Consider the following 24,084-nt stretch of genomic DNA (forward strand, 5'->3'; position numbering starts at 1 on the left):
GAGGAGGCCGAGCGCCGCGCCAAGGAGGAGGCCGAGAAGGCCGCCCGTGAGGCCGAGCTCGAGGCCAAGCGCCGCGCCGTCCCCGCGTCCGACTCCGGCATGAGGTTCCGCTCCCTGCTCGACCAGATCGCCGAGCAGGAGGTCGTCCTCAAGGAGAAGAAGGCCGCCGAGGCCGCCAAGCCCGCGTCCGACTCCCGCTCCGATCGCGGCGGTCGTCGCGGCGGTCGCAACGCCGGTCAGAACGGCGCCGCCACCACGGACGCTCCGGCCCGCACCCGTCGCCGCAGCTCCGCTCCGGCCGCCAACATGCCCGACAACTTCCCGCCCTCGCCCGACAAGGCCGGCAAGGGCAAGAAGGGCCGCAAGGGCGCTTCCCATGAGAATCACGAGGGCGAGGATCGTTACGCCCGCATGGCCCGTGAGGCCGAGGAGTACAGCCGCGAGAAGGTCCTGGCTGACGCTCGCGCGGCCGTCGAGGAGGCCTCTCGCGAGTCCTCCGGCCGTCGTAAGAAGCGCAAGGAGAAGCGTGCAGCCGAGGCCGCCGCTGCAGCCGAGGAGCGCAAGATCGAGGAGGCGCTCGCACAGGGCATCAACCCCGAGGACCTCGACGCCGTCAAGGTCTCCGAGGGCGTGACCGTCGCCGAGCTCGCTGAGATTCTCGAGGTTTCCGCCAACGACATCATCAAGCGCCTGTTCCTGCTGGGCACCCCGCTCACCATGACGCAGACCATGAGCAACGACCTGGTCGAGCTCGTCGCCGACGACCTGGGCCGCCAGGTGCGCATCGTCACCGCCGAGGAGGAGAACTCCTTCAGCTTCTACGACGCGCCCGAGGACCTCAAGTCCCGCCCGCCCGTGGTCACCGTCATGGGCCACGTCGACCACGGTAAGACCAGCCTGCTCGACGCCATCCGCCACACCAACGTCTGGAGCGGCGAGGCCGGCGGCATCACGCAGCACATCGGCGCTTCCGAGGTCACCATCAACGGTCGCCAGATCACCTTCGTCGACACCCCGGGTCACGAGGCGTTTACCGCCATGCGTGCCCGTGGCGCCAAGATCACGGACGTCGTCGTCCTGGTCGTCGCCGCCGACGACGGCGTCATGCCGCAGACCATCGAGGCCATCAACCACTCCAAGGCTGCCGGCGTGCCGATCATCGTCGCCGTCAACAAGTGCGATAAGCCCGAGGCGAACCCCGACAAGGTGCGCCAGATGCTGACCGAGTACGGCATCATCCCCGAGGAGTGGGGCGGCCAGAACATGTTCGTCAACGTCTCGGCCAAGAAGGGCCAGGGCATCGACGACCTGCTCGAGACCATCTTGCTTCAGGCCGACGTCCTCGAGCTCAAGGCCAACCCGGACACCTTCGCCTCTGGCAACATCATCGAGGCGAAGCTCGACCGCGGCCGCGGCCCGGTCGCCACGCTGCTCGTCACCCGCGGCACCCTGCATGTGGGCGACACCATCGTGGCCGGTCAGAGCTACGGCTCCGTCCGCGCCATGCTCGACCAGCACGGCAACCACAAGGACGAGGCCCGTCCCTCCGACGCCGTCGAGATCTTGGGCCTCAACTCCGTCCCGGCCGCCGGTGACGAGTTCCGCGTCTTCGAGGACGCCCGTGACGCCCGCGACCTCGCCGAGCAGCGCGCCCTCAAGGCCCGCATCGAAGAGCAGAACAAGGTCAAGCACGTCACGCTCGAGACCCTGTTCGACGAGATGAGCCAGAACGAGCTCAAGGAGCTCAACCTGGTCGTCAAGGCCGACGCCCAGGGCACCATCGAGGCCCTCGCCGACTCCATCGGCAAGATGGACCAGTCCGAGGTCCGCATCAACATCATCCACTCCGCCGTCGGCGCCATCTCCGAGACCGACGTCACGCTGGCCATGGCCTCCAACGCCATCATCATCGGCTTCGGCGTTCGCCCGCAGCCCAAGGCCCGCGACGCCGCGGAGCGCGAGAACGTCCAGATCAAGACGTACTCCATCATCTACAAGGCGATCGAGGACATCGACGCCGCCCGTATCGGCATGCTCAAGCCCACGGAGGAGGAGGTCCAGACCGGTTCCGCCGAGGTCCGCGACACCTTCCGCGTGCCCAAGGCCGGCACCATCGCCGGTTGTATGGTCACCGAGGGCGAGATCAGCCGCGACGACAAGGTTCGCGTCGTGCGCGACGGCGTCGTGGTGTTCGACGGCTCCTTCGGCTCCATGCGTCGCTTCAAGGACGATGTCAACGTCGTCAAGAGGGGCTACGAGTGCGGCCTGGGCATCGAGAAGTTCCAGGACATCAAGGTCGGCGACATCCTCGAGGCCTACAAGATCGTCGAGGTTGCTCGTACCGAGTAACGACCGCTCGTGCGGCTCGCGCCAAAAGGCGTGGGCCGCTTTCGGCCCTCAGGGCCGTTCGCGCTGCATCTAAAGGAGAGAGACATGAAGCAGACCCCGCTGACTCGCCGACTGGGAGAGCAGCTGCGCGAAAAGCTCGGCTACATCCTCCTGTTCGAGATCGCCGACCCGCGCCTCGACCTCGTCACGCTCACCGGCGTCGAGGTGGCGCAGGATCGTTCCTTCGCCCGTGTGTACGTGAGCTGCGACGGCGACCGCTACGAAGAGGTCCTCGAGGCGCTCAATGCCGCCAAGGGTCGCATTCGCAGCCTGCTCGCCCGCGCTCTCGATTGGCGCGTCACCCCCGAGCTCGCGTTCCAGATCGACCGCTCGACCGACGAGGCCGAGGCCATCTCGCGAGCACTCGAGAACGTCCCCGCGACGCTTTCGGTCGAGAAGGACGAGTTCGGCTACCCCCTCGCCGATTCCGAGGGCGAGGATACGGATTCCGATGAGGAAGATGTCGATGAACAGTAGCACCTCGCCGTGCTCCGGTCGGTCCACCACTCCCGACATGTGGGAGGGCGTCATCGAGTACGTCGAAAACGCCCGGACCATCGCGATCTCCGGTCACACGAATCCCGACGGCGATGCGCTCGGGTCCTTGCTGGGGCTCGGCGCCTCGATTCGGGCCCAGTTCCCCGACAAGAAGGTCGACTTGCTGCTCGCCGATGACGGCTCGATCCCGCGCGTCTACCGCTTCCTTGCGGGGGCCGACGAGCTCGAGCCCGCCGTGCGTCACGATGAGCGTTATGACGTGTTCATCTCGGTCGACGTTCCCACTCTCGGCCGACTGGCCGACTCCGCCGCGGTCGCCAAGCGTGCCCACGGTCGCGTGGTCATCGACCATCATCCCACGTGCGAGGAGTTCGGCGATGTGACGGTCCGCGTGACGTCGGCCGCCGCCACGGCGGTCCTCGTCGAGGAACTGCTCAACGCCGCCGGTTGGCCGTGCACCCCCGATATCGCCACGTGCCTGCTCACCGGTGTCGTGACCGACACCGGCAGGTTCCAGTACCAAAATGCGAACCCTTCCGCCTTCGCCTGCGCCTCGCGCTTGGTTGACGCCGGTGCACAGCCGGCGCGCATCGCGCTCGAGGTGTATCAGAGCCAGCGTTTGGAGTACCTGCACCTCGAGTCGATCGTCATGAGTCGTATCGAGGGCCGTGCCGGCGGTCGTGTGGCCTTCAGCTATGCGTATGAGGACGATCTTCGCTCGTGCGGGGTCAAGCCCGCGGAGTGCGATGGTCTGATCGATATCGTTCGCCAGGTCGGCGGCACAGAGTTGTGCCTGTTCCTGCGCGAGGACGAGCCGGGCTCCGTGCGCGGAAACCTGCGCTCGAAGGGTTCCATCGACATTTCCGGTATCGCCGTCGAGCTCGGCGGGGGAGGACATGCCGCGGCTGCGGGCTTCACCTTCAAGGGGACGGTGGAGCAGGCTGCGCAAGTCGTGCTGCCCAAGCTCGAGGCGCTTTTGCAATAGACATTCACGGACAGGGGTACCCGTCCCGACCGGCCGTCTGGCAATTTGCCCGGCGGCCGGCGGAGGGCGCCACTTCCCGCATACATACGAGAGGACAGCATGGGAAAGCGCAAGCCCAGCGAACTGAATCTTCTTCTCGCAATCGACAAGCCCGTGGGCATCACCTCGCATGACGTGGTGTCCAAGGTACGTCGTGCGCTCAACGAGCGTCGCGTCGGCCATGCGGGCACGCTCGACCCACTGGCGTCGGGCGTGATGATCGTCGGCGTCGGTCAGGCGACGCGCCTACTCGGTCGGATCACGCTCGACCGAAAGCGATATCTTTCGCGCATCATGTTCGGAGCCGAGACCACGACCGATGACGCCGAGGGCGAGGTGACCCGCACGGCCCCCATGAGCGACGACCTGCTGTCTCCGATGTTCGCCAAGCAGCTGCTCGCCGATTTTGTGGGCGAGCTCGACCAGGTCCCGCCGGCGTTTTCGGCTATCTCCGTCGACGGTGTTCGCTCCTACAAGCGTGCCCGCGCAGGCGAGGATGTCGAGCTGCCCGCACGCACGATCGAGGTGTATTCGGCCGACCTGGTCTCCATCGACGGGGTCGACGGCCACGCCGTGTGGACCGCGTCCTTCGATGTGAGCAAGGGCACCTACATTCGGGCATTGGCGCGCGATATCGGGCGCGCCGCTGGAAACGCGGCGCATATCGTCGACCTGCGAAGGACCGCCTCCGGTCCGGTGGGCATCGGGTCGTGCCTTCATGTCGAGGATCTTCACAAAGAACTCGCTCGAGCATCCGCCTTGGACCCCGCGAGCGTTTTGGGGTACCCCGCGCGCGAGCTGTCCGACGCAGAGCTTGCCGACGTGCTCAACGGCAAGGCCATCGCTTGCGCCGCACGCGACGCGGCGGGCGGCATCGCGCTCGTCCATGGCGGCCAGCTGCGTGCCATCGGCCTTGTAGAAGGCGGTCGTGTCCGTATGGAGACGGTCTTTCCCCAGGGTGTTGAGGGGGCGCGGAGATGATTTCGCCTGACGGTCAGACCCGCCGCAAGGGTGTTATGCCCGCCGTGGAAGAGCTCGCAGCCGATTTCCTGTGCGCTGGGATGGGGGACGACGCGCCGGTGCTGAACGTCGGCGGAGCGGCCGATGCCCCCGCTGACGGACCACTGTCGTGTGTCATCGCCATAGGCGCGTTCGACGGCGTGCATCGTGGTCATGCCGATCTGCTCCGCCATGCCATCGACGATGCGCGTGAACGCGGCGTGGCTGCTGTCGCCGTCACGTTCGACCCGGATCCCGATGAGGTGGTGAGCGCTCATCCCGCTCCCAAGCTGACTTCTATGGATGGGAGGCTGCGTGCGTTGACCTCGATCGGTGTGCGCGTGGCCGTGGTCCCGTTCACCCGCCAGCTCGCCGCCCTCGATCACGTGGCCTTCTTCGAGGGCGTGCTCGCCCCGTATCTCGACATTCGCGCCATTCACGTGGGAAGTGACTTCAGGCTCGGCGCCCGCGGGGCCTCGACCGTTCCCATCATCGCGGATTGGGGAACGCAGAAGGGTATCGCGGTGACGGGGCATGACCTGATCTTGGACGGTGACGCACCCATCACGGCGACGCGCATCCGCTCGCTCATCGCTCGCGGCGACGTCGACTCCGCACGCCGCCTGCTCGGCCGTCGCCCCATGCTGCGGGGTCAGGTCGGTCCCGGCAGGGGGCAGGGGACGGGCATGGGGTTCCCCACCGCAAATGTCGAGGTCCCCGGATATGCGCAGATGCCCGCCGACGGTGTATACGCCGGTTTTGCCGAGGTCGACGGTGCGGTATGGCCCGCCGCGATCAACGCCGGCGTGCCCCCGATGTTCGCCGACTCGGTTAAATCAGCCCGTCTGGAGGCGAATCTCATCGGGTTCTCGGGAGATCTGTATGACAAGAAGGTCGCCATCGCCTTCGACCGCCTCCTGCGGCCCTCTCATTCTTTCGAATCGGTCGACGCGCTCATCGAGGCCGTCAACCGCGACATTGAAACGGTACGTGAACAGTTCGGCGCATCGCCGGTAAGGATCGCGCGTGATTTCTGAGGATGACAAGAACAAGGTGCGGGACGCCACGGACCTCGTGGCCCTGGTGTCGGAGACCGTGGAGCTCAGGCCCCGCGGCAACACCGACCTGTGGGGATGCTGCCCGTTTCACGGGGAGAAAACCCCGTCCTTCCACGTGATACCCGCCACCCAGGTGTGGCACTGCTTCGGCTGCGGTGAGGGCGGCGACGCCTTCACCTACGTGATGAAGCGCGAGGGACTGAGCTTTCCCGAGTCCATCCGCTACCTCGCCGACCGCGCCGGCATCGAACTCGAGGAGGACCATTCCTTCAAGCGTTCCGGCACCAAGCGGAACCGCCTGGTCGAGGTATGCGAGGAAACCTGCTCCTTCTACCACACGCTGCTGATGCGCGGTAAGGACGCGCGCGGCCGCGACTATTGCAAGGAGCGCGAGCTCGATGCTGAGACCTGTCGCAAGTACCGCCTCGGTTTCGCGCCGGGCCACGGTATGCTCGTCCGCCATCTTGGGTCCAAGGGCTTCACGCCCCAGGAAATGATCGACGCCAACGTCGCCTTCAGGAGCCGCGGCGGCGGTCTGGTCGACCGCTTCTTCGACCGCGTGATGTTCCCGATTTTCGACGAGCAGGGGCGTTGCATCGCGTTCGGCGGGCGCGCGCTCGACAAGGAAAAGACCAACGCCAAGTACCTCAATTCCTCCGAGACGCCGATTTTCCATAAGGGTAAGAATCTTTACGGCTTCAACTGGGCTAAGGACCATATCGTCAACAACAACGAGGCGATCGTCGTCGAGGGCTATATCAGCGCTATGAGCTGCTGGAAGGCCGGTATCGAGAACATCGTGGCGGTACTTGGCACCGCGCTGACCGAGAATCACGTGAAGACGCTCATGCGCTTCACAAAGAAGATCGTCTACATGTTCGACGGTGATGCCGCCGGGCAGAAGGCGGCGCGACGCGCGGTCCAGTTCATCGAGAAGGACGACCTCGACCTGCGCTGTGTGATCTTGCCCAACGGCCAGGACCCCGATGACTTCGTCCGCGCCAATGGGGGAGAGGCCCTACGCGAGCTGCTCGACAATTCCATTCCGCTCATGGATTTCGTCTTTGGCAAGCTCGAGGAGGAAAGCGATATCTCCACCCCGGGCGGCCGCGCCAAGGCGATGCGTTCGGCCCTCGAGCTCATCTATCCGTTGCGTGCGAGCTACATGATCGATAGCTATTACATGCAGATCGCCGATCGACTCGGTTTGGATGTCGATACGATCCGCGCAAGCGCCGGCAAGGTGTTCCGAGAGGTGCAGCAGCGCGAGGAGACCGCGCGTCGTCGTGAGAAGCAGCGCGAGCGCGCCCAGTCGTCTCCCGACACCCAGCAGGCCGCAGGTGCTCCCGCGCCTGCCCCGTCCGGCTATGACGAGGTTCCCTACGAGGAGGTCCCTTACGACTACGAGCCTGTGGAGGACCCGGTTCAGGGGGCGCCGGTCCCCACGGAGGCCGATGCCGGTCCCGATGCCGGTAACGGGCTGCTCACCGATCTCGAACGCCGGCAGCTCGCCTGCGAACACGAGTTGCTCACGTTGCTGACTACGTATCCCGACAGCTTCCGCGTTTACGCGGAGCGCATCACCGAGGTCGAATGGGTCGACGCCCGCAGCGAGACCATCGCCTGGTCGATTCTGGCGACGCCCGAGGGGACCGCGCCCGCCGACGCGATGGCCGCCGCCCGCACCGTCTGCCCCGAGGCCGCGCAGCTGGTCGGTTCCGGTCTGCTCTCCGCTACGAGCAAGCACCCGACGGAGACCAACATCGAGTTCCTCCTCGATACGCTCGAGCTATACACGACGCGCCGCCGCATGAAGACGGCCCAGGCGCGTCTGCGTTCGAACCGGTCCATGTCGTCCGATGAACGCAGGGAGCTCGCGATCCAGGCGACGCGAGACGCCGCGCGCATCCGTGAGCTCGAGCAGGCCGTCGAGGGCATCGCCGACCCGTTTAGGGAATAGGGAGTTTGAGGGGCATCATGATCGGGCGTCACGATCGACGGCGGCGTCCCAAAACCGCGTTCATGCATAGAATCTGCTCGGATGCTGCAATTTCTTCTGACAGACGGGTATAGAAGCGTGGTAAAGTAGTGAATCCTATGTGCTAAGAAGGGAGCATCTGTGCCGAAAAAGTCTGCAAGCACCGGTTCCGCTCTGGACGCAACCATCGAGAAGCTGCTCGACCTGGGATCCAAGGCCGGTTCCGTCACCGAGGATGAGATCCAGATCGTCCTCAAGAACGTCGACGTCACTGATGCACAGCTGTCCTCCATTTACCAGTTCCTTCGCGACCGCGGCGTCGAGATCGTCTCGGCCACCGAGGATGACGACTCCGAGCTGATCGTGGATGACGATGACCGCGACGTGTCGCACGATGACGACGACCTCGACGGTGACGAGAGCGATGAGGACCATGACCTCAAGATGGCCCGTCAGGCCGATGCCGAGATGGCGTCTACCAAATCCAAGAAGAAGGCCCGCACCGTCCGCACCACGCGCAGCCGTTCCCGCGCCCGCGGCATCGATGCCTCCACGGTCATGCTCACCGGCGACCCGGTGCGCATGTACCTCAAGGAGATCGGCAAGGTCGACCTGTTGACCGCAGCCGAGGAGGTCGACCTCGCCATGAAGATCGAGGCTGGTCTCGACGCCGCCGATAAGCTGGAGAAGCAGGAGGCCGGCGAAATTGAGCTGACCCGCGCCGAGATGCGTCGTCTTATGCGCGTCGAGCAGGTCGGCCTCGATGCCAAGCAGGCCCTTATCTCCGCCAACCTGCGTCTTGTCGTTTCCATCGCCAAGCGCTACGTCGGTCGCGGCATGCTCTTCCTGGACCTCATCCAGGAGGGCAACCTCGGTCTCATCCGAGCGGTCGAGAAGTTCGACTACGAGAAGGGCTTCAAGTTCTCCACGTACGCCACGTGGTGGATCCGTCAGGCCATTACCCGCGCAATCGCCGACCAGGCCCGTACCATCCGTATCCCGGTCCACATGGTCGAGACCATCAACAAGCTCGTGCGCGTGCAGCGCCAGCTGCTTCAGGACCTCGGCCGCGACCCGACCCCGGAGGAGATCGGCGCCGAGATGGATATGAGCGCCGACCGCGTGCGCGAGATCCAGAAGATCTCCCAGGAGCCGGTGTCCCTCGAGACGCCCATCGGCGAGGAGGAGGACTCCCAGCTGGGCGACTTCATCGAGGACGCGCAGGCTGTCGTCCCCGCGGACGCCGCCAGCTTCTCGATGCTGCAGGAGCAGCTTACGCAGGTCCTCGACGGACTTGCGGAGCGCGAGCGCAAGGTCATCGAGCTGCGCTTCGGCCTTGAGGACGGTCATCCCCGTACGCTCGAGGAGGTTGGACGCGAGTTTGGCGTGACGCGCGAGCGCATCCGCCAGATCGAGTCCAAGACGCTGGCCAAGCTGCGCCACCCCAGCCGTTCGAGCAAGCTCAAGGATTATCTCGAGAACTGTTAAACGCCGCACACGGGTCGCGTGGGCACTCGGGTTTGCGAGCGTTCGGGATCCGCAAGTGCCAGTTTATATAGCGAGCCTTTTTGGCCGCCGGCTTGTGTCGGCGGCCATTTTTTGTGGCTGGTTGGGACGTGCGGATTGCTGGGCCGTGCGGCTCCTCGGGGCCGTCCGGCCTGTCGGGACGTGTGGCCAGGCACGCAAGCGATGACGCGAGTGTCCTTGCGGGACCGCGCAGGCTTGGAGGTTATGAACGATTGGAGCTTGTGAACGGTTAGCTAGAGCTTACATTTCCGAGCTTAACAAACCCGCAGGTAGATGCGTCGATGAAATGGAGGTTATGCACGAGTCGTTCAAACCCTCCATTTGTGTACACCCAAATCATGCATAAGTTCATGGCTCCCAATCGACGGGCCCTTAATGCGGCGCAGATGGCGGCTCGGAGCGGGCGGTCGCTCAGTGCTGTTGGTCATTCGATACGAGCGATGGCCATGTTCATGTATTGCTGCACCGCTGATCAATCGAGGGGAGGCTCAACCCCTGCATAGCAAAAGAGAGGGAGTGGGGCTCATTCAATGCATAACAAAAAGACCCGCCGAAGCGGGTCTGAAAATTCTGGCTCCTCGAGTAGGACTCGAACCTACAACAACGCGGTTAACAGCCGCGGGCTCTACCATTGAGCTATCGAGGAATTGTAAAGTTGCTTTTGGCTGTCTGCTCGCAAGCAACGAAATTTATTATACGGATGGAGGGAATCGTTGCAAGCCCCAATTTCAAAATTTTTTAGATTTTGCCCGCTGCCGGTTTTAGAGTGATCAAACTTGCAGGTCAGATGTACCGTTGCCCGAATAAATCGGGTCAAGAGACCTCGGAAGACTATCATTGAGCGGGCCTGCCGATCGAAATGCCGCAAATGTGCCCGAGCGCCTCGAGGGTGAGATGGCCGTTGTATTGCTTTGCGGCGGAGAGCTCCTTGTCGCCAGGGACGGCCGGACGTTGCAGAAGGACATGAGGGAGAGGACCACCATGAGCCCTGATCATATGAGCACCGAGGAATCTGTCGTTTCCGGAACTGTCAGATGCGCCGAGGCCGCCTCGTCTGCCAAGGGGGTCGCTGGCGTCAATTGCGCCAATGAAACTGAGGCCAATGTGTCTCGCTCGGTAAGCAGCCGCCTGAGGGGGCGGGGCTTCTCCGTTCTGGGTGATTCCATCAGTACGCTCATGGGCTGGGTTCCCGAGGGCTGGCGGGTTCATTATGAGGGCGAGGTTCACGTCGATGGTGTCGAAAGCCCCCAAGACACATGGTGGGGGAGAGTCATCGATCACTTCGACGGCCGCCTGGTAGCCAACTCCTCCTTTTCCGGGTCCGTCGTCGAGGGATACGGCTTCCCTGCGGGCAATAGCGAGAAGCGCATCGCTTCGCTGCTCGGGGCGCAGGGCGAATGCCCCGATGTCGTCCTCGTGTACATGGGTATTAACGACTACGGCTGGGGCGGTGGCCGCAGCCAGGTGATGGGCAGGTCGCTTTCCGCGTCAGCGCGTCCCGAGGACCTTGCGGGCGAGCGCTCCGTCGAATGGGTTGTCGGCCCCGATGCACTGGATCGGTTCGCTTCTGCGTATCGAGATGTCCTCGTCTCGATCCATCGCCTCGCGCCCTCGTCCGAGGTCTGGTGCCTGACGCTGTGCCCCGCAACGTCCCCGAGCGAGGCGGAGCGCTGTTACAAGTATCAAATGCGCGGCATTGAGCTGGATGCGTACAACCGCGCCATCGTTCAGGCGGCTCGAGAGACGGGGGCGCATGTCGCCGATGTGCGGGCGTACGGCATCCAATACGACGCGGTGGACGGGTGCCATCCGTCGGCTTTCGGCATGCGTCAGATCTCAGACATGGTCATCGCGCGGATGGAGGGGTCTTCTGAGATGCCTGCATCCATCGGGGATGCACCGCGCGCCGTTCGGACATGTGGACGCGCCCATTGCCACGGGTGCCCCATGGACGAGTCGACCGACTCCCGCTGGACGATAGCCTGTCGCGGACCGAAGGACGGACGCTAGCCAAAGACCACGCGCACCGCCCCATTGTGAAGATTGGGGCGGTGCGTGTTTTTTCAGGCCCTTGCCACGGGGGATGCGTGTACAATGAACAAGACCTTTAAACGTGGTACGAGATACCCGCAAGGAGAACATAGCCCGATCGCTTCGGGTCCTCGTGGGATGCTCGTGCCGTGCGTGAACGGTCGGGCATTATTTTTTGACGCGGCACCGCGCCGGCGTCGAAGAGGCAAGGAAGGAGTTTGATGGGCATGTCTTCACCGAAGGCGGTCATCATGGACGAGACCGCGGTCAGCCGCGCGATCACCCGTATCGCTCACGAGATCGTCGAGAAGAACGAGGGCGTTGAGAACCTCGCGCTCGTCGGCATCGTGACCCGCGGCGATTTGCTCGCCAAACAGCTCGTGGACGAGATCGAGCGGATCGAGGGGGTGCGCGTCGACCTGGGAAGCTTGGACATCAGCTTCTACCGCGACGATTACCTGACCAACTTCGCACCGGCCGTCCACGCCACGAACGTCCCGTTCAACTTGGACAACAAGCGCATCGTGCTCGTCGACGATATCCTCTACACCGGTCGCACCATCCGCGCCGCTCTGGACGCCCTCATGGACCTCGGTCGCCCTAGTCGCGTCGAGCTGGCCGTCCTGGTCGACCGCGGCCATCGCGAGCTTCCGATCTGCCCCGACTTCGTGGGCAAGAACGTCCCCTCCTCCCATGAGGAGAATGTGCGCCTCTACCTCGAGGAGGTCGACGGCCGCACCACCGTTGAGATCACGAACGTCGAGCAGGGCGCCCGTGTGGGCTCCGCTCCGCTGGGAGGCGAGTAGGCAGTGTTCAACAACCACAAGCACCTCATCGATATCTCGGAGTACTCCGACTCCGAGCTCATGACCATCCTGCAGACCGCCAAGGCGTTCTCCGAGGTCAATGAGCGCACCATCAAGAAGGTCCCCACCCTCAAGGGCAAGACCATCGTCAACATGTTCAACGAGCCCTCCACGCGCACCCGCAGCTCCTTCGAGCTGGCCGAGAAGCGCCTGTCGGCCGATACGCTGAACTTCGGCGGCTCCTCTACCTCCACGGTGAAGGGCGAGAGCCTCATCGACACCGTCATGACGCTCGACGCCTACAAGATCGACTGCATCGTCGTGCGCGACAAGCACGCCGGCGCCCCCTACATCGTGTCCCAGGCCAGCCCTGCCGTCGTCATCGACGCCGGCGATGGCAAGCACGGCCATCCCACCCAGGCCCTGCTCGACCTGTACTCCATCTGGGAGCGCAAGGGTAGCTTCGACGGCCTGAAGGTCGGCGTCGTGGGCGACATCGGTCACTCCCGTGTCTGCGGCTCCCTCATCCCCGCGCTCAAGATCATGGGCGCCGAGGTCACGGCCGTGGGTCCCAACACCCTCATGCCGCCCCGCCCCGACATCCTGGGTGCCGATCACGTGTCCAACAGCCTCGATGATGTGCTGCCGGACCTGGACGTCGTCTACATGCTGCGTATTCAGCGCGAGCGCCTCGAGGGCGCGCCGTTCCCGAGCGAGCGCGAGTACCACCAGCTCTACGGTCTCACCAAGGCCCGCGAGCGTCTCATGAGGCCCGACGCGATCGTGTGCCACCCCGGCCCGATCAACCGCGGTGTGGAGTTCGACTCCTACATGCCCGATCACCCGGAGCGCTCCGTCATCCTCGACCAGGTGTACGCCGGTATCTGCGTGCGCATGGCTGCCCTGTATCTGCTGCTTGGAGGTGCCGATAATGGCCTTGCTTCTTAAGAATGCCCACGTCGTCGACCCGTCTGTCGAGCTTGACGGACGTGTAGACGTCCTCGTCGAGGACGACAAGATCGCCGCCGTCGGCGAGAACCTCAGCCACGAGGGTGCCGAGGTCGTCGACCTGTCCGGCAAGTACCTCGTTCCCGGCCTGGTGGATATGCACGTCCACCTGCGTGAGCCCGGCTTCGAGGCCAAGGGCGACATCGAGTCCGAGACCGCCGCTGCCGCCAAGGGTGGCTTCACCGGCGTGTGCTCCATGCCCAACACCAACCCCGTCACCGACAACGGCGTCGTGGTCGAGTACATCAAATCCGTCGCCGCCGCCAAGGGCCACTGCCGCGTGTACCCCTCCGGCGCCATGACCCGTGGTCTCAAGGGCGAGATCATCTCCGAGATGGGCAACATGGTCGAGCACGGCTGCGTCGCCTTCACTGATGACGGCCACGGCATCCAGGGCGCCGGCATGCTTCGCCGTGCCATGGACTACGGCCAGATGTTCGGCAAGGTCTTCATGAGCCACTGCCAGGACAACGACCTGGTCGGCGACGGCCAGATCAACGAGGGCGCCGTTTCCACCCGCCTCGGCCTGCTCGGCTGGCCCGCGGAGGGCGAGGAGCTCCAGATCATGCGCGACATCATGATCGCCGAGCTCACCGGTGCCAAGCTGCACATCCAGCACATCTCCACCGCCAAGGGCCTGGAGATGGTCCGCGCCGCCAAGGCCAAGGGCCTGCCCGTGACCTGCGAGGCCACCCCGCATCACATGTTCCTCACCGAGGACGCCATCGACGGCACCTACAACACCTGCTTCAAGGTGAACCCGCCGCTGCGCACCGCTGCGGACGCCGAGGCGCTCATCGCCGGCGTCATCGACGGCACGGTCGACACGATCGCCACCGACCATGCCCCGCACTCCGACTGGGAGAAGTCCCGTGAGTTCGAGCTCGCCCCGTTCGGTATGACCGGCCTCGAGACCGCACTCGGCCTCGTGATCACCAACCTGGTCAAGACCGGCAAGATCACCTTCGGTCGCATGGTCGAGCTCATGGCCACCGAGCCCCGTAAGATCCTGGGCCTCGACCAGGTCAAGATCGCCGAGGGCTCTGTCGCCGACCTCACCGTCTTCGACGCCGACCAGGTCTGGACCGTCTCCGAGGACGACTTCGCCAGCCACGCCAAGAACTCCGGTTTCAAGGGCGTCGAGCTCACCGGTCGTGCCACCGACGTGTTCGTGGGTGGCAAGCGCACGCTCGCCAACGGCGTCGTTTGCTAACATAAGCTTCGAGCGCCGCACGGGCCGCGTTTTCGCGCGCTGCCCGTGCGGCATTGTCAATCAACCATGCCTCGCATGGGGAGGGGAGCATATATGCCGAATCCTTCGCCTGCGCGCATGCATGACTTCGAGGTCATTTCGAACGAGAAGATCGCCGACGGCATCTTCTCGCTCGTCATTTCGGCCCCGCGTCTCGCATCCGCGCTCAAGCCCGGTCAGTTCGTGAACATCCGCGTTCCGGGCGACCCGAGTGAGCTGCTGCGCGTGCCGCTGAGCTACGTCGCCGCCGATCCGGAGCGCGGCACCGTCGAGATCTGGTACGCGGTCGTTGGCAAGGGCACGCAGCGCATGTCCGAGTGGGGCCGTGGCTTCACGAGCGACCTGCTCGGCCCTGGCGGCCACGGCTGGCGCGTCCCCGAGGGTGCCCGCCGCGTGCTCGTGGTCGGCGGCGGCATCGGCGTTCCCCCGGTGCTGTGCCTGGCGCGTGAGCTCGCCGAGGCGGGTGTCGCGGTCGATGCGTGCGTGGGCTCCGCCACCGCAGCCAAGCTCGTCGGCGTCGAGGACTTCGAGGCGCTGGGCGCCGGCGAGGTCTGCGTGGCGACCGATGACGGCACGGCCGGCCTGCACGGTTTTTGCACCGAGTCCGCCTCTGAGCTGCTCTCCTCTCACGAGTACGACTACGTGGCAACCTGCGGTCCCGGCGTCATGATGAGCAAGGTTGCTGCCTCTGCGGCCGAGGCGGGCGTGTACTGCGAGGCCTCCCTCGAGCGCATGATGAGCTGTGGCTTTGGTGCATGCAGCACCTGCAATGTCGAGACGACCGACGGCATGCAGGGTGCCTGCATGTGCGGACCGGTCTTTGATGCGACCAAGGTGGTGGTCTGGTGAGCCAGGTGAATATGGCCGTCGACTTCGGCGGCGTGAAGATGAAAAACCCCATCAACACCGCTTCCGGCACGTTCGGGTACGGCTGGCAGTTCAGCGAGCTCATGGATGTGAGTCAGCTCGGTGCCATCACCACGAAGGGCTGCGCAGCGGAGGCTTGGCCGGGCAACCCCGCGCCTCGTATGGCCGAGGTCCCCGGTGGCATGATGAACTCCGTGGGCCTGCAGAACCCCGGTGTGGCGGCTTTTGCCGAGCAGTCTGGCCCGTGGCTGGCCGACCTCACCGCCAAGGGAACGCAGGTCATCTGCCAGGTCGCCGGTCACTCCACCGAGGAGTACGTCCGCGCGCTCGAGATGTTCGTGGAGCTGTGCCCCTGGGCCGCCGGATACGAGATCAACGTGAGCTGCCCCAACATCGCTGCCGGCGGTGCCGCCTGCGGTTCCACCCCCGAAGGTGCCTCCGAGGTCATGCGCGCTTGCCGCAAGGTGACCGACAAGCCCCTCTTCGTCAAGATGGCTCCCGTGCGCATCCCCGAGATCGCGCGTGCCCTCGAGGCCGAGGGTGCCGACGGCCTGACCGTCATCAACTCCATCCCTGGCATGTCCATCGACGTGCGCACGCGCCGCTCCAGGCTCTCCAAGCCCACGGGCGGTCTGTCCGGCCCGCTGTGCCACCCCATCGCCGTCCGCATGGTCTGGGAGGCCGCCAATGCGGTCGATATCCCGATCTGCGGTGTCGGCGGCGTCATGACGGGTGAGGACGCGGCCGAGTTCATCCTCGCGGGCGCCTGCTGCGTTTCCGTGGGCATGGCCAACTTCGTCGAGCCCGATGCGTCCGTGCGCATCCTGCACGAGCTCGAGGCCTGGGCCGAGAGCCAGGGAGTCAAGGACATCAACGAGCTGATCGGAGCCTTCGAATGCTAGAGACCGATGCCCGCGACCGCATCATCGTCGCGATCGATTGCGACCGCGACCGCGCCATCGAGCTTGCCGATGCGTTGTCCGGTCATGCCTCCTGGCTGAAGGTCGGCATGACGCTGTTCTACGCCGAGGGTCCCTCCATCGTCCGTGAGTTCAACGAGCGCGGTTTCAAGGTTTTCCTCGACCTGAAGTTCCACGACATTCCGCATCAGGTGCGTGGCGCGGCCCGCTCCGCGGCACTCGCCGGCGCCGACCTGCTCTCCGTGCACGGCTTGGGCTCCGGTGCCATGCTCGCGGCGTGCCGCGAGGGTGCCGAGGCGGCCGCGGAGGTGCGGGGGAACCGCCCCAACCTCGTCGCCATCACCGTGCTCACAAGCATGAGCCAGGACTCGCTCACCGAGATCGGCGTAGAGTCCCCGGTTGCCGAGGAGGCCGCTCGTCTGGCGTCCCTCGCGCAGGCCAACGGCATCGACGGCATCGTGTGCTCCCCGGTGGAGGCGCAAGGCATGCGTGAGCTGTTGGGCCCCGACGCGCTCATCGTCACGCCGGGCGTGCGTCCCGTGGGCGCCGAGCTCGGTGACCAGACACGCGTCGCCACGCCGTCGCAGGCCATCGCCCGCGGCGCGAGCCACATCGTGGTTGGCCGTCCCATCACGGGAGCCGACGACCCGGTCGAGGCGTACGAGGCCATCGTCGCCGAGCTGTGTGAGAACGTGAAATAATGATGAAGCGCAGGTGTCTACCTGCGCTTCTTTCCTCTATAGGGCCTCTATGCAGGGGTTTTGACGCCGATTTTGGCTCGATATCTTGCAATTTGGCAGAGCATGGACTACCCTAGATTGCCGTTGAAGGTTCAAACATGCACGTAAAAGCACGTATTGCACCCCGAACGCAGTTAGAAGATGCCTAGTTTTATGGAGGTTCAAATGGCGCTTCCTCAGCTCACCGATGAGCAGCGCAAGGCCGCTCTCGAGAAGGCCGCTGCCGCCCGTCACGCTCGTGCCGAGCTCCGTGAGAAGATCAAGAAGGGCGAGGTGTCCCTGGATTCCGTCCTGAACTCCGACGACCCGATCGCTTCCCGTATGAAGGTCTCCACCCTCATCGAGTCCCTCCCCGGCTATGGCAAGGCCAAGGCCACCAAGATCATGGACGAGCTGGGCATCTCCGCCACCCGTCGCGTTCAGGGCCTCGGCGTCCGTCAGCGCGAGCAGCTCCTCGAGCAGCTCACCAAGTAAGTGGGCCAGAGCGAGTCAAAGCTCTTTGTGATTTCCGGGCCGTCAGGCGCAGGAAAGGGCACTCTTGTCGCGCGTGTGCGTGACCGGGTTCCCAACCTGGGCCTGACGGTTTCCGCTACCACGAGGAGCCCGCGCGCCGGCGAGGTGGACGGCGTGAATTACTACTTCCTGTCCGAAGATGAGTTCTCGGCCCGCATCGAGGCCGGCGACTTCATCGAGTGGGCACAGGTGCACGACCATCGCTATGGCACCCTTGCCAGCGAGGTCGATCGCAACCTCTCCACCGGCCAGTCCCTCATCTTGGAGATCGACGTCCAGGGCGCCCTGGCCGTCAAGGAGCGCTTCCCTGAGGCCGTGCTCATCTTCATCGAGCCCCCGTCGCTCGATGTTTTGCGCGAGCGCCTCCTCGGCCGCGGCTCCGAGACCCCCGAGTCCCTCGAGCTCCGTCTCCACACCGCCGAAGGCGAGATGGCCCTGCGTGACCGCTACGACGAGATCATCGTGAACGACGATCTCGAGCGCGCCACGGAGGAACTCATCGCCGTACTGCACCGTCACGAAAGGAATTGATCCGAAGTGTCTGTTGTGAAGCCTGCCATTGATGACCTGCTGGAGAAGACCGACCACAATAGGTTCCTGCTCTCCTCGCTCGCGTCCCAGCGCGCCAGCGACATCAACAACATGCTGCGCGGCCAGCACAGCCGCGTCCTCGCCGTCCAGGACACCGATGACCTCACCGTCATGCTGTCCGGCAAGGACACCATCTCCATGGCCATGGAGGAGATCGTGGATGGCACCATCTCCTACGACCACGAGCGTTATGAGGCCGCCCTCGGCCACATCGACCCCCAGGAGGCCTAATTGGCAAGTCGCGTATGCCTGGTGCACTATCACGAGATAGGGCTCAAGGGCAAGAACCGCACGCGGTTCGAGCGCGTCCTCATGGATTCGTTGAAGGCGGCCTTGGCCGCCTTTTCCGCTTCGTGCGTGACGCGCATCTCCGGCCATATCCTCGTCACCTTCTCCACCAAGGGCGAGGCTGAGCGCGCCATGCCGCTCATCGCCCAGGTTCCGGGCGTCGCCCGCTGCTCGCTGGCGTTCCACACGAACCGTGAGCCCGATGAGTATTGCCGCGCTGCGATCGATGCGCTCGCCGAGTTCGGGCCGTTCGAGACCTTCAAGGTCGCCGCGCGCCGTTCGAACACGGACTACGAGCTCACGAGCATGGACCTCAACCGTCAGGTCGGCGAGGCGCTCTGCCTCGCGTATCCCGAGAAGAAGGTCCAGATGCGCGAGCCCGATGCCTGTGTGCACGTGCTCGTCGTCCAGGGCAGCGTGTATGTATACGCCCGCAGCATGCGCGGCGTGGGCGGCCTGCCGCAGGGCAGCGCCGGCAAAGTCGTGACGCTGCTATCCTCCGGTATCGATTCTCCGGTCGCAACCTGGCAGCTTGCCCGTCGCGGCGCCGTCGTGGTGCCGATCCATTTCTCCGGTCGTCCCCAGACGGCCGATACGAGCGAGTATCTGTGCCGCGATATCATTGAGCAACTCGCGCCTGCGGTTCAGATCGGCCGCATGTACGTCGTCCCGTTCGGCGATTGCCAGCGCGAGATCTCGATGAAGACCCCGTCCGATTTGCGCGTGATCATGTATCGTCGCGTCATGTACTCGGTGGCGGAGCGCATCGCGCGCCTCGAGGGCGCCAAGGCCATCGTCACGGGCGAGTCGCTCGGCCAGGTCGCGTCGCAGACGCTCGAGAACATCATGGCCGTCAACGAGGTCGTGGATATCCCGGTGTTCAGGCCGCTCATCGGCTCGGACAAGCAGGAGATCATCGAGCGCGCAAAGCGGATCGGCACGTACGAGATCTCGTGCGAGACCGCGCCCGACTGCTGCACACTGTTCATGCCGCGTCGTCCCGAGACCCATGCGAAGCTCGATGAGGTTCACGAGGCATGGGAGATGTTCGATCATGAGGCGATGATCGATTACCTGGTCTCCCATGTCGAGTACGTCGATTTCGAGGCGCCGGTGTATAAGCGCCCCCGCTGCATGCGCGAACGCCACAGCGAGATCGAGATTCGCTACCAGACCGCCGAGTAATCCACACGCCTCCCCATAATCTGGCTCTAAATCTGGCCGCAATCTGCCCACGATGGACAGGTTGCGGCCAGATTGCCATACAGACCGACCGGCGCCACTTCATATTGTCGGTGCCTCGCGCCTCCCGTCTTGCGATGCTTGATGAGGGGAGGTGCGCATATGGCACAAGTGCAAGAGGAGAGAATGACATGGGCAAGACGTTGCAGGCTCTATGCGAGGCAGCGGCCGGTGGTGCTAGTGATCGGGGCGGTTGTCGCGGCTCTCTTGATCATGGCCCTTGGAGCGGGAGTGACGGGGGCCCTCGGGGCGGCGGGTGCCGGTGACGGGGGAGTTCTGGTCACGCGTTCGGATACTGGGAGTTCGGAGCGAGGTGCGGCAGAGGTCGAATATGACGACGCTGCTTCGGATGACGGCGTCTCGGGATCTGAGAGTAAACCGGAGAAGCAAGAGGTCATCGTAGTTGATGTTGCTGGCGCCGTAGGCGCTCCTTCCCTTGTGACCCTGCAGGCCGATTCGCGAGTGGGGGATGCCATCGAAGCTGCCGGTGGGTTTGCCGCAGATGCCGATGCGGCTCGCGTCAATCGAGCCGCAAAGCTGCAAGACGGGCAGCAGGTGTATGTACCGCGTATGGGGGAGGCGGGCGGTGGTGGTTCGGGCGCCGTGGCTCCCGATGTCGGAGCGTCTGCGCAGGGGGCCGCCACTGCCGACGGGCCCGTCGACATCAACCGCGCCTCGGAATCGGACCTTGACGCGTTGCCAGGGGTGGGGCCGTCGACCGCACGCGCCATCGTCGAGGATCGCGACGCGAACGGCCCGTTCTCGACCATCGAGGATCTCATGCGCGTGAGTGGCATCGGCGAGAAGAAGTTCGAAAAGCTCAAAAGCTCGATATGCGTGTGATGGGCATGGTGGGTAGCGGCAGGGATTTGCCGGTTCGTCCGTATGTTCCGCCCACGGCGTTTCTCGCAGCGGGCGTATGCGCATCGGCGCTGCTCATGCTCGAGGCGGGGTGGCGACTGCACGATTGCGGCGACGTGGTGTCCTGGCCCGGCGCTTTGGCGTTGAGTTTGATGTCCGTCTTGGCGTTCACCCTCGCTCGCCGTTTGCGAGGGTCGGGTCGCTTCGGCTCCATCGCTCGCCCGATTGCGATGTCCGGCATGGGTGTCTTGATCGGCTGCGTCGCCGCAACCGGCTGGCTGTTGAGATGGCGGGCGGGGAGTCACGCGGTCCTTGGTGCGGGCGGCGGGGCGTGCGCCCTGCTCATTCGTGGCGATCCTTCTGCCGGCGAGCGGGGTTTCTCATCGACCGCTCTCATGGTCGACGTCGATACGGGAAAGCGCCTTGGGCCGGTTCGCGTCCTGAGTGACGCGAAGCTTGAGAATGGATCTTCAGTTCGCGCCGTATGTCGCGTGAAAGCGCTTGATGACTCCGACTATGCGCGAAGCCGATTTGCGAAAGGGGAGGTCGCCTCGGCCCGTATCGTGTCGATCTTGGAGCAAGGGACCGAGGCGCGCGGCGTGTCGATTGGGTCGCTTCGGGTCCGAGCGCTGCGCGTTCTCGACGCGGGAGGGAGCGATTATCGGGCGCTGGTTGCCGGGACGGTGTGCGGTAGGACGACGGAGCTCAACCAGTCGGAAGCTCAGGCCGATTTCTCCGCTTGCGGGCTCACGCACCTCGTGGCGGTTTCGGGAAGCCATTTCGCTTATATCGCGGCCATGCTTGAGCGAGCGCTTCGCCATGCGGGGCTCTCAAAAGGAGCGCAGCAGCTGGTCATGCTTCTCGTTATGGCTGCGTACATGGTGTTCACCGGGGGAGCCCCTTCTGCGATCCGCTCGGTTTGCATGGTGGCGATCGCATCGGCGGCGATCATGGGCCATCGCCGAGCGCATGCGCCTTCGGGACTTGCGATCGCGGTGGCCGCCCTGGTCGCCGTCGATCCTGGTGCCGTTTATGACCTTGGATTTCGGCTTTCGGTTGCGAGTGTGCTGTTCATTATCCTGTTCGGCCCCTATGTCCGGCACCATCTATGCGCTCTGCATGTCCCCGCGCCCATTGCGGACGCCTTGTCCATTACGTTGGTGGCCCAATGGGCCACGCTGCCGTTGACTTTGCCGGTGTTCGGCGAGGTGTCGCTCGTTTCGCCGCTGGCGAACCTGCTTGTCGGCCCGGCCATGAGCGGCTTGCTTGTGACCGGACTGCTTGGCACGGGGGTGGCAACTATATCTGACATGCTTGCCCAGGTTACGGGTGTGTCCGGCGCAGCCGGGGCCATCGCCGAATTCGCCCTGACGCCCGCCGACGGCCTTGCGCGCATATCCGTCTTTTTCGCGCAGGTGTGTGCGGGCATTCCGTTTGCGCTCGTTTCGGTAGAGTCGTCGTGGGTAGTAGCGCCGATCGCTTACGGTGCGGCACTCCTGGTGTATGTTCGCTGGAAGCCCGTCATGCCGAAGCGTCTTGTTCTCGCGCTCGCCCTCATATTCGCCTGTATCGTCGTGCATGTTTCCTATTGGACCCGCTTTGCTCCTCCCGAGGTCATTGTGCTTGATATCGGGCAGGGAGATGCGATCTTGATACGCGACGGGCCGTCGACGCTGCTTGTTGATGCGGGGATAGGGGAGGCGACTCGGACGGCCCTGGCGCGCAATCATGTCTTTGGGCTCGACGGTGTTGTGATCACGCATTGGGATAAGGACCACTGGGGCGGCCTTCCCGATGTTCTCGAGGGTGTGCGGGTCGATCGGCTGTACGTTGCGGATGGTGCGGCGGACCATATTCCGGCGGAATTGTCCGATGGGCCCGCCGTGAGCGAGCTGCGCGAGGGCGATGCGGTGCGGGTCGGCTCCTTCGTCTGTGAGCTTATTTGGCCGGATGCCGGGGTTCGTGGCGACGAGAACGCAGACTCGGCGGTGCTGGATGTTTCCTATGAGGGGGCACGCGGGGGCCTTCGCGTTTTGTTGACCGGTGATACCGAGCGGGATGAACTCGAATCGTATATGGGGGAAGTGGGCGATATCGATGTCTTGAAGCTCGGGCATCACGGGTCCCGCGTTTCGGTATCTGCCAAGGCGCTTGACTCGCTGCTGCCGGAGCTTTGCGTGGCGAGTGCCGGCGAGGGGAATCGCTATGGGCACCCCAATCCCACATGTGTGCGCATGGTCGAGGCGTCGGGATCGATGTTCTTGTGCACTAAGGACGTAGGCGATATTCATGTGACGCCGGGGCATCCGTATCCTCGGTTTCGAACGCAGCGCTGAGCGCTTCGCTATACTGAGACGTCAGTTGACCGGTGAGAGAGGGGCTGCACATATGGCGGAGTTGTTGCCGGGATACCTCGTCGTGGGCTCCGACGAGCTCAAGAGCTCGCACACGATCGAGAAGATGAAGGCGCGCTTGGATGCGTCCGGCATGGCTGCGTTCAACCTTGATGAACGGGATATGGCCAAGGACCCGCAGATCGACGACATCATTGCCTCCCTCAACACCTTCCCCATGGGGTCAGAGTTCCGTTTGGTCATTTTGAGAAACTGTGACAAGCTGCCCAAGGCGGTGAGCGAGCCGTTGGTGGAGTATTTTGCCAATCCCTCTCCCACGACGGTGTGTTTGGTGGTTGCCACAACGCTTGCGAAGAACACGAGGCTCTACAAGGCGATCGCAAAACTTGGGGCGAAGGCCGTCATCTCCTGTGCTCCCATGAAGGCGTATGAGCTTCCACCCCGCGTGGCGAAGATGGCGCAGGCACACGGGAAGGCGATGGGCATCCCCGCCGCCGAGGCCCTGGTTTCTCGCGCTGGCGAGAACATGCGCATGCTCGACAACGAACTTAAGAAACTCGCCTCGATGATCGACGGCCCCGAGATCACGCTCGCCGACGTCGAACGGCATGTCATGCGTACCGCCGAGGTCAAGCCGTGGGAGCTTCTCAATGCGGTGGCCGCCCGCGACCTTACCCGTTCGCTTGAACTGCTCAAGCTGCAGCCGGCCAAGAGCGAGGTCCGAATCTGGTCATTGTTGGTGACGCGCCTGCGCGAGCTTATCATCGCGAAGTCCCTCGATGCCCGCGGGCAGGCCGGGCAGCTGGCCTCTGCCCTGGGCGTCCAGACCTGGCAGGTCAAGAACCACGCCTCATGGGCCCGTCGATGGAAGATGGACGAGCTGCTCGAGGCACTGTCCTCGGCGGTTGATGTCGAGTTGGCGCTGAAAGGGTCGCGCGACGGCGAGCTGGCGCTCCAGATGTGGGTCATGGGCATGTGCCGCCCCCAGCAGCGCCGGGGCAGGTAAATCCTCGGTCATTGTGGCGAGTTGGTGGGTGAACTTGTGAATAATCCCGCGCAACCTGCACATATTGCTTGATTTCTGTTGCGTGAGCTGGGTTGCGCGTGTAAAATACTCGCCCGTATGACCTCAACAACCG

At 64.3% G+C, this 24,084-nt stretch carries 21 protein-coding genes and 1 tRNA gene; 21 read left to right on the forward strand and 1 reads right to left on the reverse strand.

The window, feature by feature from the left end; genetic code table 11:
* The 7 genes from infB to rpoD all read left to right on the forward strand — a co-directional run.
* Nucleotides 1–2,349 (forward strand): translation initiation factor IF-2 (gene infB, locus COLINT_RS01115; protein ID WP_006722459.1); only part of this gene is annotated, 2,349 nt, incomplete at its 5' end.
* An 84-nt stretch (nt 2,350–2,433) separates the two neighbouring features.
* A complete protein-coding gene (rbfA, locus tag COLINT_RS01120) occupies nt 2,434–2,865 on the forward strand; it encodes a 30S ribosome-binding factor RbfA (RefSeq protein WP_006722460.1) in 432 nt (143 codons plus the stop codon).
* Nucleotides 2,866–2,902: 37 nt separating this feature from the next.
* Nucleotides 2,903–3,871, forward strand: a complete 969-nt coding sequence (locus tag COLINT_RS01125) for a DHH family phosphoesterase (RefSeq protein ID WP_006722461.1) — start codon at nt 2,903–2,905, stop codon at nt 3,869–3,871.
* A gap of 99 nt (nt 3,872–3,970) precedes the next feature.
* Nucleotides 3,971–4,891, forward strand: a complete 921-nt coding sequence (gene truB, locus COLINT_RS01130; protein ID WP_006722462.1) for a tRNA pseudouridine(55) synthase TruB — start codon at nt 3,971–3,973, stop codon at nt 4,889–4,891.
* Complete coding sequence (gene ribF / locus COLINT_RS01135) at nt 4,888–5,946, forward strand: riboflavin biosynthesis protein RibF (protein WP_006722463.1); 1,059 nt, start codon at nt 4,888–4,890, stop codon at nt 5,944–5,946. Before truB ends, ribF begins: the two co-directional genes overlap by 4 nt.
* Nucleotides 5,936–7,927, forward strand: coding sequence for a DNA primase (gene dnaG / locus COLINT_RS01140; protein ID WP_006722464.1), 1,992 nt, complete (start codon nt 5,936–5,938; stop codon nt 7,925–7,927). Before ribF ends, dnaG begins: the two co-directional genes overlap by 11 nt.
* A gap of 159 nt (nt 7,928–8,086) precedes the next feature.
* Complete coding sequence (rpoD, locus tag COLINT_RS01145) at nt 8,087–9,433, forward strand: RNA polymerase sigma factor RpoD (protein ID WP_006722465.1); 1,347 nt, start codon at nt 8,087–8,089, stop codon at nt 9,431–9,433.
* Nucleotides 9,434–10,043: 610 nt separating this feature from the next.
* Here rpoD and COLINT_RS01150 read toward each other — a convergent pair.
* Nucleotides 10,044–10,118: transfer RNA gene (locus COLINT_RS01150), tRNA-Asn, on the reverse strand.
* A 335-nt stretch (nt 10,119–10,453) separates the two neighbouring features.
* Here COLINT_RS01150 and COLINT_RS01155 point away from each other — a divergent pair.
* The 14 genes from COLINT_RS01155 (at nt 10,454) to holA (ending at nt 23,951) form a co-directional block, all read left to right on the forward strand.
* The gene (locus COLINT_RS01155; protein WP_169302858.1) at nt 10,454–11,482 is read left to right on the forward strand and encodes an SGNH/GDSL hydrolase family protein; all 1,029 of its coding nucleotides are present in this window, start codon (nt 10,454–10,456) and stop codon (nt 11,480–11,482) included.
* 242 nt (nt 11,483–11,724) lie between these two features.
* Complete coding sequence (gene pyrR, locus COLINT_RS01160) at nt 11,725–12,309, forward strand: bifunctional pyr operon transcriptional regulator/uracil phosphoribosyltransferase PyrR (RefSeq protein ID WP_006722469.1); 585 nt, start codon at nt 11,725–11,727, stop codon at nt 12,307–12,309.
* Between the two features lie 3 nt (nt 12,310–12,312).
* Nucleotides 12,313–13,257 carry an aspartate carbamoyltransferase catalytic subunit gene (locus COLINT_RS01165; protein ID WP_006722470.1) on the forward strand — a complete coding sequence of 315 codons (945 nt, stop codon included), beginning with the start codon at nt 12,313–12,315 and terminating at the stop codon, nt 13,255–13,257.
* Nucleotides 13,241–14,530, forward strand: a complete 1,290-nt coding sequence (locus COLINT_RS01170; RefSeq protein WP_006722471.1) for a dihydroorotase — start codon at nt 13,241–13,243, stop codon at nt 14,528–14,530. Before COLINT_RS01165 ends, COLINT_RS01170 begins: the two co-directional genes overlap by 17 nt.
* A 117-nt stretch (nt 14,531–14,647) precedes the next feature.
* Nucleotides 14,648–15,418 (forward strand): dihydroorotate dehydrogenase electron transfer subunit, encoded by a 771-nt coding sequence (locus COLINT_RS01175; protein ID WP_006722472.1) that lies wholly within the window; start codon nt 14,648–14,650, stop codon nt 15,416–15,418.
* Between the two features lie 11 nt (nt 15,419–15,429).
* On the forward strand, nt 15,430–16,338 hold the full coding sequence (locus COLINT_RS01180; protein WP_084743352.1) for a dihydroorotate dehydrogenase: 909 nt from the start codon (nt 15,430–15,432) through the stop codon (nt 16,336–16,338).
* A complete protein-coding gene (pyrF, locus tag COLINT_RS01185) occupies nt 16,332–17,057 on the forward strand; it encodes an orotidine-5'-phosphate decarboxylase (protein WP_006722474.1) in 726 nt (241 codons plus the stop codon). The genes COLINT_RS01180 and pyrF overlap by 7 nt, the downstream gene beginning before the upstream one ends.
* A 204-nt stretch (nt 17,058–17,261) precedes the next feature.
* A complete protein-coding gene (gene mihF / locus COLINT_RS01190; RefSeq protein WP_039910222.1) occupies nt 17,262–17,570 on the forward strand; it encodes an integration host factor, actinobacterial type in 309 nt (102 codons plus the stop codon).
* Nucleotides 17,571–18,140: a guanylate kinase gene (gene gmk, locus COLINT_RS01195; protein WP_006722476.1), complete on the forward strand. Its 570-nt coding sequence runs from the start codon at nt 17,571–17,573 to the stop codon at nt 18,138–18,140.
* Between the two features lie 6 nt (nt 18,141–18,146).
* A complete protein-coding gene (locus tag COLINT_RS01200; RefSeq protein ID WP_039910223.1) occupies nt 18,147–18,431 on the forward strand; it encodes a DNA-directed RNA polymerase subunit omega in 285 nt (94 codons plus the stop codon).
* The gene (gene thiI, locus COLINT_RS01205; RefSeq protein WP_039910225.1) at nt 18,432–19,673 is read left to right on the forward strand and encodes a tRNA uracil 4-sulfurtransferase ThiI; all 1,242 of its coding nucleotides are present in this window, start codon (nt 18,432–18,434) and stop codon (nt 19,671–19,673) included.
* Nucleotides 19,674–19,943: 270 nt separating this feature from the next.
* A complete protein-coding gene (locus COLINT_RS01210; protein ID WP_233418309.1) occupies nt 19,944–20,573 on the forward strand; it encodes a ComEA family DNA-binding protein in 630 nt (209 codons plus the stop codon).
* Complete coding sequence (locus tag COLINT_RS01215) at nt 20,564–22,927, forward strand: ComEC/Rec2 family competence protein (protein ID WP_039910227.1); 2,364 nt, start codon at nt 20,564–20,566, stop codon at nt 22,925–22,927. Before COLINT_RS01210 ends, COLINT_RS01215 begins: the two co-directional genes overlap by 10 nt.
* A 52-nt stretch (nt 22,928–22,979) precedes the next feature.
* Complete coding sequence (gene holA, locus COLINT_RS01220; RefSeq protein ID WP_006722481.1) at nt 22,980–23,951, forward strand: DNA polymerase III subunit delta; 972 nt, start codon at nt 22,980–22,982, stop codon at nt 23,949–23,951.
* Nucleotides 23,952–24,084 lie beyond the last annotated feature (133 nt).

Origin of the sequence: Collinsella intestinalis DSM 13280 (genome assembly GCF_000156175.1) — a bacterium.
GTDB classification, from domain to species: domain Bacteria; phylum Actinomycetota; class Coriobacteriia; order Coriobacteriales; family Coriobacteriaceae; genus Collinsella; species Collinsella intestinalis.

Excerpts from the sequence above, each read along its gene's own strand:
- holA (WP_006722481.1), top strand. The coding sequence starts at position 22,980 with ATGGCGGAGTTGTTGCCGGGATACCTCGTCGTGGGCTCCGACGAGCTC.
- ribF (WP_006722463.1), top strand. The coding sequence starts at position 4,888 with ATGATTTCGCCTGACGGTCAGACCCGCCGCAAGGGTGTTATGCCCGCC.
- pyrR (WP_006722469.1), top strand. The coding sequence starts at position 11,725 with ATGGGCATGTCTTCACCGAAGGCGGTCATCATGGACGAGACCGCGGTC.
- COLINT_RS01125 (WP_006722461.1), top strand. The coding sequence starts at position 2,903 with ATGTGGGAGGGCGTCATCGAGTACGTCGAAAACGCCCGGACCATCGCG.
- COLINT_RS01175 (WP_006722472.1), top strand. The coding sequence starts at position 14,648 with ATGCATGACTTCGAGGTCATTTCGAACGAGAAGATCGCCGACGGCATC.
- rbfA (WP_006722460.1), top strand. The coding sequence starts at position 2,434 with ATGAAGCAGACCCCGCTGACTCGCCGACTGGGAGAGCAGCTGCGCGAA.
- COLINT_RS01210 (WP_233418309.1), top strand. The coding sequence starts at position 19,944 with ATGGCCCTTGGAGCGGGAGTGACGGGGGCCCTCGGGGCGGCGGGTGCC.
- COLINT_RS01155 (WP_169302858.1), top strand. The coding sequence starts at position 10,454 with ATGAGCCCTGATCATATGAGCACCGAGGAATCTGTCGTTTCCGGAACT.
- truB (WP_006722462.1), top strand. The coding sequence starts at position 3,971 with ATGGGAAAGCGCAAGCCCAGCGAACTGAATCTTCTTCTCGCAATCGAC.
- COLINT_RS01180 (WP_084743352.1), top strand. The coding sequence starts at position 15,430 with ATGGCCGTCGACTTCGGCGGCGTGAAGATGAAAAACCCCATCAACACC.
- mihF (WP_039910222.1), top strand. The coding sequence starts at position 17,262 with ATGGCGCTTCCTCAGCTCACCGATGAGCAGCGCAAGGCCGCTCTCGAG.
- pyrF (WP_006722474.1), top strand. The coding sequence starts at position 16,332 with ATGCTAGAGACCGATGCCCGCGACCGCATCATCGTCGCGATCGATTGC.
- COLINT_RS01215 (WP_039910227.1), top strand. The coding sequence starts at position 20,564 with ATGCGTGTGATGGGCATGGTGGGTAGCGGCAGGGATTTGCCGGTTCGT.
- COLINT_RS01170 (WP_006722471.1), top strand. The coding sequence starts at position 13,241 with ATGGCCTTGCTTCTTAAGAATGCCCACGTCGTCGACCCGTCTGTCGAG.